The sequence below is a fragment of the Corallococcus sp. CA041A genome (assembly GCF_003612075.1).
Classification (GTDB): domain Bacteria; phylum Myxococcota; class Myxococcia; order Myxococcales; family Myxococcaceae; genus Corallococcus; species Corallococcus exiguus.
Genome location: NZ_RAWF01000238.1, coordinates 1 through 15,455, shown reverse-complemented (window position 1 = coordinate 15,455; position 15,455 = coordinate 1). Strand labels below are relative to the sequence as shown.

General features: G+C 68.6%; 14 protein-coding genes. 5 read left to right on the top strand and 9 right to left on the bottom strand.

Going from position 1 to position 15,455, the window contains the following annotated elements; all coding sequences use genetic code 11:
• The 3 genes from D7V77_RS32305 to D7V77_RS32295 form a co-directional block, all read left to right on the top strand.
• Positions 1-389, top strand: a 389-nt coding sequence (locus D7V77_RS32305; protein ID WP_147452229.1) for a DUF4129 domain-containing protein, incomplete at its 5' end; no start/stop codon positions are given.
• Positions 390-807: 418 nt separating this feature from the next.
• Positions 808-1,695, top strand: a complete 888-nt coding sequence (locus D7V77_RS32300; protein ID WP_120557449.1) for an RNA polymerase factor sigma-32 — start codon at positions 808-810, stop codon at positions 1,693-1,695.
• A gap of 70 nt (positions 1,696-1,765) precedes the next feature.
• The gene (locus D7V77_RS32295; protein WP_120580127.1) at positions 1,766-4,231 is read left to right on the top strand and encodes an OPT family oligopeptide transporter; all 2,466 of its coding nucleotides are present in this window, start codon (positions 1,766-1,768) and stop codon (positions 4,229-4,231) included.
• Between the two features lie 46 nt (positions 4,232-4,277).
• Here the strand turns inward: D7V77_RS32295 and D7V77_RS32290 are convergent, their stop codons facing one another.
• On the bottom strand, positions 4,278-4,610 hold the full coding sequence (locus tag D7V77_RS32290; protein WP_120580126.1) for a hypothetical protein: 333 nt from the start codon (positions 4,608-4,610) through the stop codon (positions 4,278-4,280).
• 200 nt (positions 4,611-4,810) lie between these two features.
• Between D7V77_RS32290 and D7V77_RS32285 the strand changes: the two genes are divergently transcribed.
• Positions 4,811-6,577: a HEAT repeat domain-containing protein gene (locus D7V77_RS32285; RefSeq protein ID WP_120580125.1), complete on the top strand. Its 1,767-nt coding sequence runs from the start codon at positions 4,811-4,813 to the stop codon at positions 6,575-6,577.
• 4 nt (positions 6,578-6,581) lie between these two features.
• Entirely contained in the window at positions 6,582-7,892 is a 1,311-nt protein-coding gene (locus D7V77_RS32280; protein ID WP_120580124.1) for an HD-GYP domain-containing protein, read from the top strand.
• Here the strand turns inward: D7V77_RS32280 and D7V77_RS32275 are convergent.
• From D7V77_RS32275 to D7V77_RS32240, 8 genes are all read right to left on the bottom strand, one after another.
• Positions 7,873-8,898 carry an RluA family pseudouridine synthase gene (locus D7V77_RS32275; RefSeq protein WP_120580123.1) on the bottom strand — a complete coding sequence of 342 codons (1,026 nt, stop codon included), beginning with the start codon at positions 8,896-8,898 and terminating at the stop codon, positions 7,873-7,875. The genes D7V77_RS32280 and D7V77_RS32275 overlap by 20 nt on opposite strands.
• 11 nt (positions 8,899-8,909) lie before the next feature.
• Complete coding sequence (locus D7V77_RS32270) at positions 8,910-9,173, bottom strand: hypothetical protein (protein WP_120580122.1); 264 nt, start codon at positions 9,171-9,173, stop codon at positions 8,910-8,912.
• A 77-nt stretch (positions 9,174-9,250) separates the two neighbouring features.
• Positions 9,251-11,026 (bottom strand): helix-turn-helix domain-containing protein, encoded by a 1,776-nt coding sequence (locus D7V77_RS32265; protein WP_120580121.1) that lies wholly within the window; start codon positions 11,024-11,026, stop codon positions 9,251-9,253.
• A complete protein-coding gene (locus D7V77_RS32260; protein ID WP_233597366.1) occupies positions 11,023-12,069 on the bottom strand; it encodes a P-loop NTPase in 1,047 nt (348 codons plus the stop codon). The genes D7V77_RS32265 and D7V77_RS32260 overlap by 4 nt, the downstream gene beginning before the upstream one ends.
• A 122-nt stretch (positions 12,070-12,191) precedes the next feature.
• On the bottom strand, positions 12,192-12,785 hold the full coding sequence (locus D7V77_RS32255) for an HNH endonuclease (protein ID WP_014396030.1): 594 nt from the start codon (positions 12,783-12,785) through the stop codon (positions 12,192-12,194).
• Complete coding sequence (gene selA / locus D7V77_RS32250; RefSeq protein ID WP_120580120.1) at positions 12,782-14,176, bottom strand: L-seryl-tRNA(Sec) selenium transferase; 1,395 nt, start codon at positions 14,174-14,176, stop codon at positions 12,782-12,784. The genes D7V77_RS32255 and selA overlap by 4 nt, the downstream gene beginning before the upstream one ends.
• Positions 14,177-14,260: 84 nt before the next feature.
• Entirely contained in the window at positions 14,261-14,641 is a 381-nt protein-coding gene (locus D7V77_RS32245; RefSeq protein WP_120568179.1) for a VOC family protein, read from the bottom strand.
• 24 nt (positions 14,642-14,665) lie between these two features.
• Positions 14,666-15,455, bottom strand: a 790-nt coding sequence (locus tag D7V77_RS32240; RefSeq protein WP_147452228.1) for a serine/threonine-protein kinase, incomplete at its 5' end; no start/stop codon positions are given.

Here is a 15,455-nt window from a genome sequence, read left to right as displayed (position 1 = left end):
GCGCGTGGGTGACGGCCGCCGTCGTGGCCTTCGTCATCTGGCGCGCGGGCCGCTTCGTCTCCCGCTGGACGGGCCGCGCCCCGGTGCTGGAGGCCACGCGCTTCCTCGACCGGGTGGATGTGGTGCTCCAGAAGGCCCATGTGCCGCGCTTTGAACACGAGACGCTGGAGGACCTGACCACGCGCCTGGCGCGTGAAGGCCATCCGCTGGCGCTGGCGCTGACGCCCCTCACCCGCCGCTACCTGGAGGCCCGCTTCGGCGGCCGTGCCCTGCGCGAGGGAGAGGCCGAGCACCTGCTCGCCACCTTGCGCCGCGCGCTGGATGCGGAAGCCGCCCGTCGAGCAGTAAAGCCGGCCGGACAGGCGGGCCCTACCGCCCGCGCCTCCTGAGCGGAAGAGAAGTGCCCTCTGGAGGGAAGCGGGCTTCCGTCGCCGGTCGCTCGCCCTCCCCAGGAACGCCCGGCCGAGGTGGAGAAATGTCTCCACAGCCGCCACCCGTCGCCATTAAGCGTTTCACGCAACCCCATTCGCGAACGTCATGGCGACGTGCGCTCGAGGGCACCGCGCCGTGCATTTTCTCCCCTCGCAGACCCGCGGTTTTCCTACCGGCCACGGGTAACGGTTACAGACCGTTGCCAGGGGACGCCCATCTGCGCCTTCCAACCCCTCGGAGACACACGCGAATACATCCAACCCTGGTTGGCATCCCGGTTGCTCAGGGCAGACACGTCAAGTTGTAGGACTTGAACCCAGAGCACCTTTCAAGCGCCTCCGCCGCGGCAGGAGGCCCGATTTGGAGAATCCATCCATGCAGGCTTCGACCGAGCAGTCGTCCAATTCTGGCTCCCTCGCGATGTATCTCTCGGAGATCAACCAGTACTCGCTCCTGAAGGTGGAGGAGGAGCAGGAGCTGGCGCGCCGGTTCATCAAGGGTGACCTGGCCGCGGGCCACCGCCTGGTGACGAGCAACCTGCGCTTCGTGGTGAAGGTCTCCTACGAGTACCGCTCCTACGGCATCAAGATGTCGGACCTCATCCAGGAGGGAAATATCGGCCTGATGAAGGCCGTGCAGAAGTTCGATCCGGACAAGGGCATCCGCCTCATCTCGTACGCGGTGTGGTGGATTCGCGCGTACATCCAGAACTACATCCTGAAGAGCTGGTCCCTGGTGAAGCTTGGAACCACGCAGGCGCAGCGCAAGCTGTTCTTCAGTCTGGCACGCACCCGCCGGGAGCTGGAGAAGCTGGGCAGCGGCGAGACCGTGGTGAACGTGGATGAGATCGCCCGCAAGCTCCATGTGAAGCCCGGCGAAGTGCGTGAGATGGAGCAGCGCATGGGTGGCCGGGACTTGTCCCTGGACGCGCCCATGGGCGAGGACGGCGGCAACAGCCACGTGGACTTCGTGGTGAGCGCGGCGGCGCCCCAGGACGACGAGTTCGCGGACAAGGAGGAGGCGGGCCTCATCAACAACCGCGTCCGCACCGCCCTGATGCGCCTGGACCCGCGCGAGCGCTTCATCATCGAGCAGCGCGTGATGAACGAGCGCCCCATGACGCTCAAGGAGCTGGGCGAGCACTTCGGCTTCTCCCGCGAGCGCGCGCGCCAGCTGGAGATCCGCGCCAAGGACAAGCTCAAGTCGGAGCTGGCCGCCCTGATGGCGGAGGTGGATCCGGAGACGCTCGCCGCCCAGGGCTGAGGGCTGTTTTCGCGCCCCGGCGGAGACCCTGCTAGAACGGGCCCCCTGATTTCCTGTCAGGAGTGCCTGCTTGTCCCACGGTTCCCCGCCGGTCGTCGATGATCGCGTCCCCCTCGCGGAGGCGCATGGTGCCCCGCACAAACCCTATGTGCCCCCCGAGCAGTCGCCCACGGAGCTGACCCTCCGCGGGCTGGTGCTCGGGTCGGTGCTGGGCATCGTGTTCGCGGCGTCGTCCGTGTACCTGGCCATCAAGGTCGGCCTCACGGTGTCCGCGTCCATCCCGGTGGCGGTGCTCTCCATCGCCATCTTCCGGGCCCTGGGGCGCTCCAGCATCCTGGAGAACACCATCGTCCAGACGACGGGCTCCGCGGGTGAGTCGCTCGCGTTCGGCGTGGCGGCGGCGCTGCCCGCGCTGCTCATCCTGGGCTACGACATCAGCCTCACGCACGCGTTCCTCACCGCCGCGCTGGGCGGCGTGCTGGGCGTACTGATGATGATTCCCCTGCGCCAGGGCCTCATCGTCCAGGAGCACGGCAAGCTCACCTACCCGGAGGGCACCGCCAGCGCGGACGTGCTCATCGTCGGAGAGCAGGGCGGCACCAACGCCCGCACGGTCATCCTGGGTTTCATCATCGGTGGCGTCTACAAGTTCGCCTACTCCGGGATGAAGCTCTTCAAGGAGGCCATCGGCACGCCCATCAAGGGGCTCAAGGCCGCGACGCTCTCCACGGAGGTGTCCCCGGAGCTGTTGGGCGTGGGCTACATCATCGGGCCGCGCGTGGCGGGCATCACCTTCGCCGGCGGCGTGCTCAGCTACCTCATCCTCATCCCGATGATCTCCTTCTTCGGCAGCGGCATGGAGACGCCGCTGCTGGTGCACAACGGGATGCTCATCAAGGACATGTCGCCGGATCAGATCCGCAACGCGTACGTGCTCTACATCGGCGCGGGCGCGGTGGCGACGGGCGGCCTCATCAGCCTCATCCGCTCCCTGCCCACCATCGTGGGCGCCTTCAAGCGCAGCGTGGAGACGCTGCGCCAGTCGCGCACGCAGGGCGCCCTGCCCACGGTGCTGCGCACGGATCAGGACCTGCCCATCACGGTGGTGCTGGTGGGAAGCGCGCTGCTCATCCTCGCCATCTGGCTGGCGCCGCCGCTGCACGTGAACTTCATCTCCGCCATCCTCATCGTCATCTTCGGCTTCTTCTTCGTGACGGTGAGCGCGCGCATCACCGGTGAGATTGGCTCCTCGTCCAACCCCATCTCCGGCATGGTGGTGGCCACGCTGCTCGTCACCTGCCTCGTGTACCTGCTGTTCGGCTGGACGTCGTCGCCGGACCGCTTCATGGCGCTCACCACGGCGGCCATCGTGGGCATCGCCGCGTCCAACGGCGGCACCACCGCGCAGGACCTGAAGACGGCGTTCCTCGTGGGCGGCACGCCCAAGAAGCAGCAGATCGCCCTCTTCGTCGGCGTGCTCACCAGCGCCATGTTCATCGGCCTGGTGCTGGTGCTGCTCAACCAGGGCGCTACCGCGGTCATCCCAGAGGCGCACCCAGGCGTGCAGGTGACGGAGCTGACGCAGGAGACGCGCACCCAGCACACCTACCGCTGGTCGGTGTCCCAGGACGCGCTCACCCAGCGCGGCATGACGCCCGAAAAGCTCAAGCGCTCGCTGTGGGCGGAGCGCCTGGACGCGACGCCGGTGGACGGAGCGCTGGAGCTGCGCAGCTGGCGCCCGATGCCGCCCGAGCAGCTGTCCGGCCTCACGCTGACGCCGGCCAACGGCCCGTCACTGAAGCTGTCGGACGCGGGCGCCATCACCGCCGGTCCGGACCGCGTCTACAAGGAAGGCTTCGTGCGCGGCGCGGACACGCCCGTGCCCGCCGGCCGCTATCTGGTGGATGACCAGGGCGCCATCCAGTACGTGGTGGACCCGGGCATCGGCGGCCGCATCAGCGAGTACGAGGGCCAGACGCTCACCCGCTACTCCGCGCCCAAGGCGCAGCTGTTCGCGCTCATCATCGACGGCATCCTCACGCAGCGGCTGCCGTGGGACCTGGTGCTGCTGGGCGTCTTCATCGCGCTGATGCTGGAGCTGTGCGGCGTGTCCTCGCTGCCCTTCGCGGTGGGCGTGTACCTGCCCATCAGCAGCAGCGCCCCCATCTTCGTGGGCGGCATGGTGCGCCACTTCGTGGACAAGCTGCGCGGTGGCAGCGCGGCGGAGTCCGAGTTCTCCCCCGGCACGCTGATGTCGTCCGGCTACATCGCGGGCGGCTCCATCGCGGGCGTGCTCATCGCGTTCCTGGAAATCGCCAGCGACGGGGCCTGGACGCGCGCCATCAACCTGCCCGCCCTCTTCGGGCATGAAGGCGCGGTGGGCTCCTTCCTCAACGCCGTGGGCGAGAGCGAGCTGGCGCACCCGACGTGGTCCAACGTCTGGGGCCTGGCGTTCTTCGCCGTCCTCACCGCGGTCCTGTTCCGCTCGGCCGTCAAGGGCAAGAGCGGCGCGGAAGCCCCGCCGCCGTCGCACTGACGGCTTGAAGCACCCTCCCCGCTTCGTGCTCGCGGGGAGGTTTACGTCACAGCCCGGGCACCGACGGCGGCACCTCCGTGTCGCCGCCGGCAGCGTCCGCCGACCCCTTCGCGCAGACGTACTCCGCGCGCAGCGGCGTCACGATGCCGAAGGTGAAGGCGTAGACGAACGGGCTCCACCACGGCCAGTACACGTCCACCCGGGACAGGCCATGCCGGCACTCCGCCGCGGCCACGTTGGACGTCGTCAGCCCCTCCACCAGGCTCACACCCGTCTGGGCCTCCGGTGCGCCATCGCGCGGCGCCGGACTGCGCACGCTCATGCGGAAGCAGCCCGTGAGGGACGCCAGGACCAGGGCGGACGCGGCCAGTCGCTTCATGGACGGGACTCCAGGCTGCAAAGGGACTCCTTGCGTAACACACCGGGGCTTCACCGCCAGTCCGCCCCATGTTGCCCAGGTGTCACGCCAACCCCCTGGATTCTGGGCAATTGTCGAATTGGGAGCCGGACCTGGACGGGAGTACACTCCAGGCTCCCCCCACCGGGGCCTTCCACCCCCTCCGGATTCTTCCAGGATTCATGGCACAGCCCCAGAAAGTCACGGACGCGACCGCGGAGCCGGAGCAGTCACCGGAGGTCCGCGAGAAGGTGGAGCTGGCGAAGACGTTCGCGTTCCACCTGCTCAAGGGCATCAAGCAGATTGGCATGTACCGCCACAACGAGGCGCGCTTCCCGGAGTTCCTCTCCAAGGCGCTGGAGGCCATCTCCACGTACACGGAGAAGTTCGGACCGCTCTCGCTGAAGGTGGAGCAGCAGAACTTCATGCTGCATGGCGAGCCGCTCTTCTCCGAGGAGTCGCCGCTCCCCTACAAGTTCTTCCGCGACGGCATCCGCCAGCTCATCTTCCGGCCGGGGCTGCCGCTGGAGGAGCTGGTCACCCTCACGCTCATCGCGCTGTCGGAGCCGGAGCGCGGCGCGGACGACGTGCTGGCGCAGCTGTGGCGCGCGGGCATGCAGCAGGTGGAGTACGTGGTGGTGGAGGGCTTCTCCATGGAGGGCGCCTCCGAGGACGAGGTCCAGGTGGAGGTGGACAAGGTGGTGGGCTACCTCTACTCCCGCCTCCAGACGAACTCGGATGACTTCCTGCGCTTCGCGCGCGTGTCCGCGGAGGACCTGGACGCGAAGCTGGACGGCGTGGAGCAGATCCGCGGCCTCGTCGTGGGCGGCCGGCACGCCTCCGACGACCTGAAGGCCCGCATCCAGCGCGACATCACCGAGGAGGAGAACGCGCGCCTCTTCCCCAAGCTGGTGGGCGCGGTGTTCCAGGTGGTGGAAGGCGGCGTGGATGACGCGGCGCTGCTGGAGGAAATCTTCCTGCAGCTCTTGGACATGCTGCTGCTCCAGGACGACTTCGCCACGGTGAACCAGATCGTCCTCAAGCTGCGCGCGCTCTCCCAGCGCGAAGGCGGCGAGGACCTGGGGCGCATGCTCAACAACTTCCTCCACAAGATGGGCGAGGAGCAGCGCCTCACGCGGCTGGGAGAGTCGCTGAAGACGACGCGCACGCGGCAGCCGCAGGACGTGACGCGCTACCTGCAGGCGCTGGGCGTGGACTCGGTGCTGCCGCTGCTCAGCGTGCTGGAGACGATTGAGCTGCCGGAGAACCGCCTGCTCATTGGCGACGTGCTGGCCACGTTCGCGCGCGACCTTCCGGAGCCCTTCGTCGCGCGCCTCTTGTCGGACCGGCCGCAGACTGTGCGCGACATGGTCTACATCCTGGAGAAGAGCAACCACCCGGAGCGGGTGAAGATGTTCGGCCAGGTGATGAAGAGCCCCAACCTGGTGGTGAAGCTGGAGGTCATGCAGATCATCGGGCGGGGCCGCACGGCGGAGGCCCGGCGCATCATCCTGGATGCGCTCACCGACGGCGTCGCGCAGGTGCGCATGCTGGCCGCGAAGCTGCTGCCGGAGTTCGACCGCGAGCGGGCCTTCACGGACCTGGTGCGGCAGGTGCGCGAGTCGAGCTGGGACAAGAAGACGTCTGACGAGAAGGCCGCCTTCTACGCGGCCATCGGGGCCACCAACCTGCCCGCCGCGCTGTCCATGATGCAGCAGTTGCTGACGGTGAAGCCGTCACTGCTGAACAAGCGGCGCGTGATGGAGGACAAGCTGCTGGCGATCATGGGCCTGGGCGGCGCGGGCTCCATCCAGTCCTACAAGATGTTGCAGGGCGTGTTGGAGGACAAGGCGCAGCCCTTGGACGTCCTCACCGCGGCCCGCAAGGCGATGTACCAGACGCGCAAGGCCCTGTTCGGGGACTCGGCGCTGCCGGAAGAGGCGAGCTGACACCATGGCCGACAATCTGAAGATCAATCAGACCCAGGACGAAAACCTGGGCGAGTACGGTCGAGAGCACAACGAGAAGCTCCAGAACCTGTCGCGCTCCATGCTCGCCGGCCTCTACATGCTGGTGCGCTCGGTGAAGATGTATGACCCGGAGAACGCCGTCTTCGAAAAGCCGCTCCACCAGCTCCAGGACATCATCAACCAGATCATCGGCAAGGAAGGCCGGCTGGAGCTGACGGGCGTCAAGGACTCGTACTACCTGAACGGCATGCTGGTGAAGGTGGACCTGAACTCCATCGAGAACCAGCGCTACCTGCTGTCGGAGATGCGCGCCAAGGACGTGGGCGGCATCACGCTGACCAAGCCCGTCACGGTGCAGGAGCTGAAGAACTTCGTCTGGATCTTCAGCAAGGAGCAGTCCACCGCCGCGGAGGAGGACGGCCTGCAGGGGCGCAAGCTCCTCAACATGCGCGTGGCGAAGTTCTCCAAGCTCAAGGAGAAGCTGAACAAGGACATGGACACGCCGGGCGACCAGAAGGTCGACCGCAAGAAGTACGCGATGACCGTGTACGCCCGCGCGGTGTTCTTCCTGCAGAAGTACCTGGAGTCCGTGCGCGCGGGGAAGCCCATCGGCTCGTCGCGGGCGCTGCGGCTGGTGCAGGACTTCGTGGACATCTCCTACGATCAGCGCACCCACTTCCTGGGCATGACGACGCAGAAGCGCGAGGAGGACTACCTCGTCTACCACCAGGTGAACGTGGCGCTGATGTGCATCGTGTTCGGCGCGGAGCTGGGCCTCACCAAGCCGCAGCTGCGCGACCTGGGCTACATCGCGCTCTTCCACGACGCGGGCATGACGACGCTGCCGGAGGAGCTGGCCACCAAGCGCGGCGCGCTCACCGCGGACGAGAAGACGACGGTGGCCCGCGCGCCGCTCATCAGCGTGCGCAACATCCTGATGGAGAAGGGCTTCAGCCGCTCCACGCTCCTGCGCGTGGTGACGACGTTCGAGCACAAGACGGACTACGGCACCGCCGTGCGGGACGCGCGCGGCAACATCCAGATGATCATCCCCAAGACGAACCTGGGGGTGTACGCGAAGATCATCGCCATCTGCGACGCGTACGACGCGCTCACCTCTCGCAGGCCCTACCGGGACGCGTACGGCCCGGAGGTGGCGCTGATGCTGATGTGGACGGAGATGCGCCAGAAGTTCGACCCGGAGCTGCTGTCCGTCTTCATGCGGGTGATGGCCATCCAGCCCATCAAGGTCCTCTCCCGCCGCCAGCAGCAGATCAGCGTTTCCGGCCTGTAGCCTTCTTCGCCGCCGGCTTCTTCGCCGCGGGCTTCGCCTTCGTGGGCGGGCCCGCGGGGACGTTCGCCTCGCGCAAGCGCGTGAGCGCCTTCTGGAAGTCCTCCGGGAGGGGGGCTTCCAGGTCCAGCGCCTTGTGGGTGCGCGGGTGTTCGAAGGCCAGGCGCCACGCGTGCAGCGCCTGGCGGCCCACCGCCTCCTGCGCGTCCGCCACCGCGCCCTTCGCCTTGCGGCCGGCGCCGTAGAGCGCGTCGCACAGGAGCGGGTGTCCGGCTTCCGCCAGGTGGACGCGGATCTGATGCGTGCGGCCGGTGAGCAGGTCCACCTCCACCAGCGCGGCGCCGTCGAAGGCCTCGCGCACGCGGAACAGGGTGATGGCGGTCTTGCCCTCCTTCACCTTGCCGGTGAACTTCTGCCGGTGGATGGGGTGGCGGCCGTAGAGCGTCTCGATGCGCCCTTCCGCGGGCGGCACGCCATGCACCAGGGCCAGGTACGTCTTCTGGACCTCGCGCGTCTTGAAGGCCTTCTGGAGCGCCACCAGCGCCTGCTCGTGCTTGGCGACGACGAGGCAGCCGGTGGTGTCCTTGTCCAGCCGGTGGACGATGCCGGGGCGCAGCTCGCCGCCCACGCCGGCCAGGTCCTTCACGCGGTGCAGCAGCGCGTTGACGAGCGTGCCGGACGCGTGGCCCGCGCCCGGGTGCACCACCATGCCGGCGGCCTTGTCCACGACGACGAGGTCGCGGTCCTCGTGCAGCACGGACACGGGCAGGGCTTCCGCCTGCGGGATGGCCGCGACGGGCGCGGGGATGTGGAGGGACAGCAGCTCCCCTCCGCGCAGACGCTGCGCGGCCTTGGCGGGCTTGCCGTCCGACAGCACGTGGCCGTCGGCGATGAGGCCCTGGAGGCGGGAGCGCGTGAGGTCCGGGAACGCGCGGGCCAGGTACGCATCCAGTCGCTCACCCCGGGCTTCGGGGAGGGCACGGTGCTCGCGCGTGTCGGGTGCGGCCACGGAGGAGGGCGCTACCAGATCTTCGACTTCACGTGCGCCTTGGAGCGCAACACGATGTCGTTGATGGCGCGCTCGAAGAAGTTCGCCTGGGTGCTGATCTCCACGCTCACGCGGCTCTTGTAGAGCGCGCGCCCCTCTTCCAGTTCCTCCTTGAGGACCTCGAAAAGGTTGTCCTGCTCGATGCCCTTGATGATCTTCTGCTCGTTGTAGAGCGAGATATCGGAGGCGATCGCGCGAGCGAGTCGCATCGCCTTGACCTTTTCCTCTTCCGTCATCGTGCCACTACTTAGGCACCCACCCCGTGCGAGTCAACTTTTCCCGTCGCATGGCAGGGGGCCCGGCCGACTCCCGGTCAACGGCCCGACTTGGCGGGTTTCTCGGAGAACAGCGCGAGGTAGCTCTTGGACACTCGCAGGGGGTCCAGACCCAGCTCGCGGGCGAGGTTCATGAGGATGCCGCGCAGGTACACGGTGGTGGGGAGCGCGGTGTAGCGGTCCGCCTCCACGTTCTCCAGGTGACGCACGGAGATGCGGGTGCGGTCGGCCAGCTGCTGGATGGAGAGGCCCCGGGCCTCGCGGACGCGGCGGAGCAGTTCGCCGTTGAACTCGGCGTCCGAGGGGATGTCCACGCCCCGGGGGCGGGCCTCGCGGACCTTGGCGGCCACCTGGGCCAGCGCGGACTCAGCGGTCGCGATGGCGGAATCCTGAGCCAGGACCTGGGCGTCCCCGAGCTTGCGGACCGTGGGGCCCTTCACCGTGGGGCCCTTCACGGTGCCCGGCCCCGTGGGGCCCTTCTGCGGCGAACGCGAGTCGCCAGGGCGAGACGACGTCAGGGGCCGAACGGCGGCGCGGGAGGCCCCGGTGGCGGGGATCCGGGCCAGCGCGGTCGTACTGGAGTCCAGGGTCGGAGTGCCCGGAGCGGGGTTCGGATCCGACTCGCCCTGGGTGGTCGTCACCGCGGCCGCGTCCGAGGCGGGCGCGAGGCTGGCGGCCACGGATCCGGCCTCCGGGGCCTGGGGCGCGGCGCTGGCTTCCGGCGCGGGCGTCGCGGCGCCCGCTTCAGGCACGTGAGTCGCGGCAACTGGCGCGGAGGGCGTGGCGCTCTCTTCCGGCGTGAGCGGCGCGGCGGGCGTGGCGCTGACCTCGGCCACGGGCGACACGGCCACGGGATGGGGGTCCGTCACGGGCTGGGGAGCCGGGACCTCTGTTGCCTCGGAGGCAACAGGCGCATCGAGGGCCTCCACGCGGTCTGGTGCGACCGCTGCGGAAGGCTCCGCGGCTTCCGGGGGCTCGACGGAGGAGCTCGCGGGCGCGGAAACGGATCCAACCGGAGGCTCGGCTTCCGAAGGGGACGCGACCGCATTGGCAGGGGTCTCGGCCGGGGCAGGTGCCTCGTCCTTGGGTGCCGAGGCAGCCGGCGCGTTCTCGGCGATGGAGGATTTCGCGTCCACGGCGGGGGCCGGCGCTTCGATGACTCCCCTGCCCTGGCCGCGCAGCGGACTCGCGGGGACGTAGACGAACGACAGGCTCCGGGTGAACGAGGCACGGAAGGCCTCCACCACCGCCACGCCTCCCACCATCACCGGCTCGGAGGGCGCGCCTGGCGCGTCCATCCCCGAGGACTCCTGCCGCTTCGACTCCTCACCCCGCATCCGCTCCTCGCTCTTTCCAGGCGTCCCGCTCGCGCGAGCCGCCTCCCCTTCATCGTCGTTCACGGACGTCGCGGCCTTCAGTCGCGACTCCGCCTCCAGCCTTTCGGCATCCACCGCGCCCGCGGCCTTCGCCAGCGCCGCCGCCGCGGTGGCCAGGGCCTCCGCGACACGCGCGGCCGAGTCCACCGCGCCCGCGGCCTCCGCCGTCGCGGCGGCCTTCGCCAGCCGCTCCGTGGTCAGCCCGATGGAGCGGTCATACTCGACGCGCAGGTCCGCGTCGGTGAGCATCTCCATCGCTTCGTTCATCCGGTCACGCAGCGCTTCCACCTGATCCGGATCCCCCAGCGCGTACACCGCGATGGAATCCGGCGAATACAGCTCCATCAGGCGCTGGTGGGCCGCGCGGATGTCCGCGTCGCTCGCCGTGGGCGGCACCTCCAGGATCTCGTAGTAGGTCTGCTGCGCGAAGGGCTTCATGGGATGGCGGACTCGGGGGAAATGCCGTCGAGCGTCAGGATACGCGCGGCGATGCGCTGGAGTCCCTGGGATACGGGCGAATCGGGCCGCTCGAGGAGCACCGGCTTGCGCTTGCGCACCGCGCGCCACGCTTCATCGTCGTGGCGCAGGGCGCCCAGGTCATCCATGTCGATACCGAAGAACTTCTTCCACGCGGACACCATCGCGGCGCCCACCTTCTCGTCCGCGTCCGTGCGCGCCTGATTGACGACGAGCCGCACGTGGAACGCCGCCAGCTCCCGCTCCAGCCGCTCCGCGTCCGAAGGGGCCTTGCGCCGCACCTGCGCGACGATGTCGTGCAGCGTCCGCAGGGCGCCCTCACGGGTGGACAGCGCGCCCTCGACCATGTCCTGGATACCGTAGCGCGCCTCCGTCTGCTGGAGCTTGCGGAAGAAGGCCGCCTTGACGAAGCGGTACGCGTTCTCCACGGACGTGGGCTCCGGCAGCACGACGAGCAGGCCGTGGTCCGCGATGAGGAAGAAGTCGAGCGTGTTGAAGCTGGTGCCCGCGCCCAGGTCCAGGATGAGGTAGTCCGCCGTCGTCTGGGACAGCAGCGTGCGCAAGAGCTTCTGCTTCTGCGCGTACTTGAGGTTCGCCGCGTCCAGCGAGTCCTGCGCGCCGGCGATCAGCGACAGTCCCGGCACGCCGGTGGAGACCATCACCTCTTCGAGGTTGGCCTTCCCGCGCCGGAGGAAGTCCGACAGCGTGGACTCCGGAGGGCCCACGCCCAGGCACGTGTGCAGGTTGGCGCCGCCCAGGTCCGCGTCCACGAGCAGCACCTTCTGGCCTGCCTGCGCGAGCGCGACGCCCAGGTTCGCGGACACCATCGACTTGCCGATGCCGCCCTTGCCGCCGCCCACCGCGATGATCCGCCGCGCGCGGGAGCGCCGCGCGAGTCCCGCTGGACCCGAGGGCGATGCGTCATTGCCTGCACGCGGCGAAGTGCCAGCCAGGGGGGCGGGAGCGGATGGAGGCAAGGGGGCGGGCTTCACGAAGGCTCGCATCAAAGCCCGTCCTACCGCCCGAGTCGACACCCCGCCATTTCACGGCCGACCCTGTAGCGCCCGGAGCCCGCGCCCCGGAGCCAGGAGGCTCGGGGAGCAGGCGGCCGGGGAGCCGTTCGCTGTCACTCGTCGAGCAGCTCGACGTTCCAGTACGACACGTCCGCGAGGTGGAGGAACGGCAGCCACTCCCGGTAGGTGATCTTGCGGATGGCGCCGCGGAACAGTGGCGTCCAGCGCGGGCGCACGGGTTTCTTGAGCAGCCGCATCCCGGCCTGTTCCGGCGTGCGCCCGCCCTTCTTCAGGTTGCAGGGCACGCAGGAGCACACGACGTTCTCCCACGTCGTCTTGCCGCCCTGGGTGCGGGGGCTGACGTGGTCCAGGTTGAGCTCGCTGCGGGGCAGCTGCTTCGCGCAGTACTGGCAGGTGTCGTTGTCGCGCGCGTAGATGTTGAGGCGCGAGAAGCGCACCTTGGCGCGAGGCAGGTGGTCATACGCGCCGAGCACGAGGACGCGCGGCACGCGGATGGTGCGGTCGATGGTGGTGATGCTGTCCTGGGTGGCGCTGAGGGCGGCCCAGTCCTCGAACTCATACAGCCGGTACTGTTCGTCGATGGCTTTGGCGACGCCCTGATACAGCAGGGAAAAGGCCCGTTTGACTGACGTCACGTGAACCGGTTGGTAGTACCGGTTTAAAACGAGCACGGCGCTGTTGATCATGGCTGGCTTCCCGAACGGGCGGCCGCCACAGCCTGCGCGACCTGCCCCAGGTCCTCCTCTGAGAGACACCGGACGTCGAGAACGACCTCGTCATCCGCAATCCTGCCAATAACCGGCACCTCGGCTTCGCGCAGACGTTCCAGGAATACTTTCGGCGCTTCTACGGTGAGGCTGCAAGCGTAGGAAGGCAACCGGGACAGAGGCATGGCACCTCCACCCACCTGTCCATCCACGGACACGACACGGCCCTCCACGCCCAGCGCCGCGAGCAGGGCCGCCAGGCGTTCGGCACGGGATCGCAACAAAGCCGGTTGCTGGGTGAGCAGGCTTTGGGTGGGGACCGCGTCCGCGCGGCCATCCCGGTACAGCTCCAGCGTCGCCTCCAGGGCCGCGACCGTCATCTTGTCGACACGCAGCGCACGTGTGAGCGGGTGGGATTTGATGCGCTGAAGCAGGTCCGGGCGGCCGACGATGACGCCGGCCTGGGGGCCGCCGAGGAGCTTGTCGCCGGAGAAGGCGACGACGTCCGCGCCGTCCCGGATGGCCTGGCCGACGGTGGGCTCCGGGGTGAGGCCTGGGCCGGACAGCGGAATGAGCGCGCCGGACCCCAGGTCCTGGAACACGGGCACGTCACGGGAGCGTCCCAGTTCGGTGAGCTCCGCGAGGGACGCCTCTTCCGTGAAGCCGACGAGCGCGAAGTTGGAGCGGTGGACCTTCACGATGAGGCCGGTGTCTGGACTCAGTGCGTTGGCGTAGTCCGCGCGGCGGGTGCGGTTGGTGCTGCCCACTTCGACGAGCTTCGCGCCGGACTGGCGCATGACGTCCGGGATGCGGAAGCCTCCACCGATTTCGACGAGTTCACCGCGGGAGACGACGCATTCGCGACCGGAGGCGAGCGCGGCGAGGACGAGGAGCACTGCGCCCGCGCAGTTGTTGACGACGATGGCGTCCTCCGCGCCGGTGAGCGTGCGCAGGAGGCCGATGAGCGGAGCGTAGCGGCTGCCGCGTTCGCCTTCGTCCAGGTCGTATTCGAGGTTGGAGTAGCCCCGGGCCACGGCGACGACGCGCTCCACGGCTTCTGGAGCGAGCGGTGCGCGACCGAGGTTTGTGTGGAGCACGACGCCGGTGGCGTTGAACACGCGCCGGAGGTTCGGCGTGGCCAGGGACGAGAGCGCCGCCTCCACGTCCGCGTCCTCGAAGGGGCGCAAGTCACCAGCGAGGAGCCGGGACCGCACGCGTTCGACAGCGAGCCGCAGGGCCGCGACCGCGCGGGCATGGGGAAGGTTCGCGAGCCGGAACTCCAGCGACGGCCGCCGCAGGAGTTGTTCGATGGAGGGAAGACCGCGAAGCAGCGCGTTCTTTTCATCCGGGGAGTTCGACGCAGCGCCCATGCGTCGGGAGTCTACTCCCCGGACTTGCGCCGAGAAGAGCGGTCACTCAACCGTCGCAGGAACGCAATCCCAGACAGTGAAAACTCACCACCCGCCGTACGGCACGGTGATGGCCTCCATGTAGTGGCCGTTGGGGTCCTGGAAGTAGACCCCACGGCCTCCGTCATGGGTGTTGATCTGGTTCTCATGCTGGCCGCGCGGGTCGGCCCAGTGCTGGATCTTCCGGTCGCGGATCTTCGCGATCAGCGAATCGAAGACCTCCTCCGTCACCAGGAACGCGTAGTGCTGCCCGTGGATCGCGTCCTGCGTGGTCACGTAGTCGAGCGACGCCCCATCCGTCAGCTTCACCACCTGGAAGTGCCCGAACGGCGTGGGCTCCGGCAGCCCGAGCAACTCCGCGAGGAATTGCGCGGACGCGACCTTGTCCTTCGCGGCGATGATCGTGTGGTTGAATTTGACAGACATGGAGGCCCCCAGGGAAGGAGCCTCCTATAACGCGCGCCCCTGCTGAAGTGCCAGCGGCCATAGCTTCGCCAGTTCAGCGCGCAGCACCGTTGCACTGGCGTAACGCTCTTCGGGCCGCTTCCGCATCAGCGTGAGGACGACCTGCTCGAAGGCTTCCGGCAGCTCTGGACGCCGCTTCCTCGGAGGCACAGGCGTCTCCTGCACGTGCATCAACATCAGCGGGACAGGCTGCGCATGCCGGAACGGCAGCTGCCCGGTGATCATCTCGTACGCCACCACACCCAGGGCATACAGGTCCGTGGCCGGCGACACGGGCACACCTGTCACCTGCTCCGGAGCCATGTACTCCGGTGTCCCCAGCGTCGCGCCCTGCGCCGTGTTGCCCATCACATGCGCGCTCTTGGCGAGCCCGAAATCCATCAGCTTCAGCACGCCCGTGCGCGTGACGAACAGGTTCCCGGGCTTCACGTCCCGGTGCAGCACCCCTTGCGCGTGCGCGTGCTCCAGCGCCACCGTGGCGTGCGTCAGCCACCGCAAGGCATTGGCCAACGTAGGTCGGCCCTCCATCATCACCTGACGCAGGTCCCTTCCCTCCAGCAGCTCCACCGTCAGGTAGTGCCGGTCCCCATCCGAGCCCACGTCAAACACATGCAGGATGTTCACGTGCTCCAGCGCCCGGGCGTGATCCACCTCCTGGCGGAAGCGCGTCACCATCGCCTCGTCGGCGTACGGCACCGCCAACACCTTGAGCGCCACGCGCTGGTGCTTCTTCACATCCAGCGCCTGATACACCGCCGACGTCCCACCCACCCCC